This window comes from Frankia sp. AiPs1 (assembly GCF_023716945.1).
Taxonomy (GTDB): domain Bacteria; phylum Actinomycetota; class Actinomycetes; order Frankiales; family Frankiaceae; genus Frankia.
The window spans coordinates 1-3,780 of record NZ_JAMQQF010000573.1 but is presented as its reverse complement, the minus strand read 5'-3'; the positions used below and the strand labels follow the sequence as shown (position 1 = coordinate 3,780).

Genomic DNA, 3,780 nt, shown 5'->3' with positions numbered 1-3,780 from the left:
GCCCGGGCGTCCGCGCCGGCCGCCGCGACCGCGTCGATTCCGGTGAACCGACCGGCCTCGCCGGCCACCAGCACGTGGCGCACCGACGGGACCGCGGCGACGATCTCCCGGGCCAGCTCCCGGTGGTCGAAGCCCTCGTGCGTGTCCGGGATGGCGTAGGCGACGGCGCCGGCCAGCCGGGCCAGGTGCTCGATCTCGACCCGGCGGTGCGCGGGCAGTGCGAGCACCGGAATCGCGCCCAGCCGGAGCAGTGCGAACAACAGCGTCACGAACTCGACGCGGTTGGGCAGCTGGACCAGGACGCGCTCGCCCGGGGCGAGGCCGAGCCGGTCGAGGCCGACGACCAGGTCGTCGACGGCCCGGTCGAGGTCGGCGTAGGTGAGCCGGACCGGCCGGGACGGCGGACCGGCCACGACGGCGGTGGCGGAGCCGGACCGCGCGGCCCAGGCCCGCAGCCGGTCGCCGAGCGGCCCGCCCTGCCAGTAGCCCTCGTCCACGTAGCGGCGAGCGACGTCGTCCGGCCAACGGACCCAGCCGTCCGCCACGCCCGCCTCGGCTGGCGCAGCGGTGACCGGTGGGGCGCCGCTCACCGTTGGCTCCCGGCCGTGCTGGCGATGTCGGGGAGGGCAGTGGTGTCGGGGAGGGCAGCGGTGCCGGGCGCGCCGGCGGGGTCGGGCGTGCCGGCGAGTCCGGTCGGCTCGACCTGGTCGAGCAGCCGCGCCTCGATCTCGTCGTCGGAAAGGCCGGCGATCTCCCAGGTGATCGCCGCGACGCGATCGAGCCGCCCGGGGGTGGGCTCGGCCGCGCGCATGGCCCCCGCGAGCGCGGCGACCGTCGGCGCGCCGAAGAGCATCCGGACCGTCACCTCACCGGTGTCGAGCTCGTCGCGCAGCCGGGCCACCATGGCGGTCGCGAGCACGGAGTCGCCGCCGAGAGCGAAGAACTCGTCGGTGACCCCGAATGCTCCGGTGACCCCGAACTCCCCGGCAGCTCCGGCCGTGTCGGCGGCACCGGCCATGTCGGCGGCACCGGCCATGTCGGCGGCACCGGCCATGTCCGCGGCCCCGACCGTGTCGCGATGCAGCACCTCCTGCCAGACCGAGAGAATCACCCGTTCCAGGTCGGAGGTCGGCGGGGTGGCGGCCGGCCGGGTTCCGTCCAGATCACGCTCAAGCAGGGCGCCGACCGCCCTGCGGTCGATCTTCCCGTTGGCGCTCAACGGGAGTTCGGCCACCGCGACGACCCGGTCGGGCACCATGTGCGGTGGCAGGACGGCCCGTAGGGCGGCCCGGACCGTCACCGGATCCGCCTGGTCGGTCAGGTTCGCCTGGTCGGCCGGGTTCGCCTGGTCGGCCGGGTTCGCCTGGTCGGCCGGGTTCGCCTGGTCGGCCGGGTTCGCCTGGTCGGCCGGGTCCGGTGGACTCTCCCCCGCCAGGACGACGACGGCCCCGAGCGCGCTCGTACGTCCGTCCGCGCCGCCGGTCAGCGCGGCCACCCCGGCGCGGACGCCGGGCACCGCCGCGAGCGCCGCCTCGATCTCGCCCAACTCCACCCGGAAGCCTCTGATCTTGACCTGGTGGTCGCGTCGGCCCAGGAACTCGACGGTTCCGTCCGGAAGGTAGCGGGCGAGATCGCCGGTGCGGTACCACCGCTGACCCGCGTGGCGGACGAACCGGTCGGCCGTGCGCTCCGGGTCGCCCCGGTAGCCGCGGGCGACGCCGGCCCCGCCGATCCACAGCTCGCCGACGACGTGATCGGGGCAGTCGCGCCCCAGACCGTCGACCACGCGCAGCCGCACGCCCCGCAGCGGGGTGCCGTAGGGCACCGAACGCCACGCGAGCGGCACCGGCCCACCCCCGACGACCTCGCACACGGTCGAGTGGATGGCCGTCTCGGTCGTGCCACCGAGCCCGAGAAACCGGCAGCCGGCGACCGCCGCCTCGAGCCGGCCGGGCAGGTCGACCCCGACGCGGTCGCCGCCCAGAAGCACCGCGCGCAGGCTGGTGCCCAGCGGCGCGCCGGTGGCCAGGACCAGGTCCAGCACCGCCGGCACGCAGTTGAGGATCGTGACCCGGTGGGCGGCGATGAGTTCGGCCCAGCAGGCGGCCTCGCGCCGGGACTCCTCGGCCACGATGACCACGGCGCCGCCGGACGACAGCGGGGCGAAGATGTCGAAGACCGACAGGTCGAAGTCGAGGGCCGAGACGGCCAGCGTGCGGTCGCCCGGACCGAGGCCGAGCCGGTCGGTCAGATCGTCGATGGTGTTCATCGCGGCCCGGTGGCTGACCTCGACGCCCTTGGGCTGGCCGGTCGAGCCCGAGGTGAACAGCACGTAGGCCGGTTCGTCCAGGCGGGCGGGATCGTCGGTCGCGCTCAGCGTGAGCGCCCCGGCCGGGGCGGCCGCGCCGGCGGCGAGCGCGTCGTCGAGGCGGAGCGGCCGGACGCCGACCGGCCAGTCCGGCCCGGATGGTGCCGTGGACGAGCCGGCAAACGTCGACGAGCCGGCGGACGTGGACGAGCCGGCGGACGAGGCGGGATCGGCGGACGAGGCGGTGGACGGCGCGGTGATGACCGTGCGCAGGCCGGCGGTGTCGGCGATCCGCGCGACCCGGGCCGCCGGCTGGTCCACCCCGATCGGCACGTAGGTCGCCCCGGCCGCCAGGACGCCGAGGACGGCGACGACCTGCTCCGGCCCCTTCGGCAGGCTGACGCCGACCAGGTCGCCCGGCCGCACGCCCCGCGCCACGAGCGCGCCGGCCACCGCCGCCGCCTGCTCGGCCAGCTCGCCATAGGACAGCGACCGGCGCACCGGCGACTGCCCGCCGCCGGCCGGTGCGTCCCACAGCAGGGCGGGTGCCTCCGGGTCACGGGCCGCCGCGAAGAACCCCTCGTGGAGCAGGCTGGTGGACACCGGCCCGGCGACCGCGTTGACCTGGCGGCGCACCGCCCTCGTCGAGGAGGCGAGCAGGCCGTCGACGGGCTGGTCCCAGGCGACGGTGTCCGCGCCGGTCGCCGCGCTCACGTCAGCCGGGTCGAGGTCGGCCGGGTCGGGGTCAGCCGGGTCGGGGTCAGCCGGGTCGAGGTCAGCCGGGTCGAGGTCGGCCGGGTCGAGGTCGGCCGGGTCGAGGTCGGCCGGGTCGAAGTCAGCCAGGCCGCGCACGAGCCGTTCGAACGCGCTGAACATCGCGTCGACGACGCCGGGCGCGAAGGTGTCCTCGCGGACGTCCCAGTTGACCAGCATGCCCCCGTCGAGCTCGGTGACCTGGGCATCCAGCAGGACCTGCGGGCCCTGCGAGATGATCCACACCGGCTCGCCGAACTCCCGGCGCACCGAGGCGTCGAACAGCTCGCCGAGGCCGAGCGCGCTGGTGAACACGACCGGCGCGAGCACCGGTTCGCCGCGCAGGCGGCCCAGGTCGCGCAGCACCTCGACGCCGGAGTAGTCGGCGTGGGCGGCGTCGGCGTGCAGCCGGTTCTGAAGGCGACGGGCCCGCTCGACGAACGGGATGCTGTCGGTCAGGTCGATCTCCAGCAGCACCGAGCTGGTGAAGTCGCCGACGATCCGGTTGACGTCGGGGTGGATCGACTCGCGGTCGAACAGGGGGACGTTGAGGAGGAACCGGGGCTGCGCGCTCCAGCCGCCGAGCACCTCGGCGAACGCGGTCGCGACGGCCATGGCCGGGGTGAGACCGTGCCGGTGGGCCGCCCGGCCGAGGGCCGCACGGGCGGACGGCGGCAGCCGGAAGTGCCGCCGGGACACCCGGGGCGCCGCGCTCGGCT

The 3,780-nt window shown here is 76.0% G+C and carries 2 protein-coding genes; both read right to left on the bottom strand.

Annotation, left to right across the window (positions count from 1 at the left end):
- Window positions 1-590 (bottom strand): AMP-binding protein (locus ND748_RS27580; protein ID WP_251749127.1); only part of this gene is annotated, 590 nt, incomplete at its 3' end.
- Window positions 587-3,780, bottom strand: a 3,194-nt coding sequence (locus ND748_RS27575) for an amino acid adenylation domain-containing protein (RefSeq protein ID WP_251749126.1), incomplete at its 5' end; no start/stop codon positions are given. The genes ND748_RS27580 and ND748_RS27575, both read right to left, overlap by 4 nt.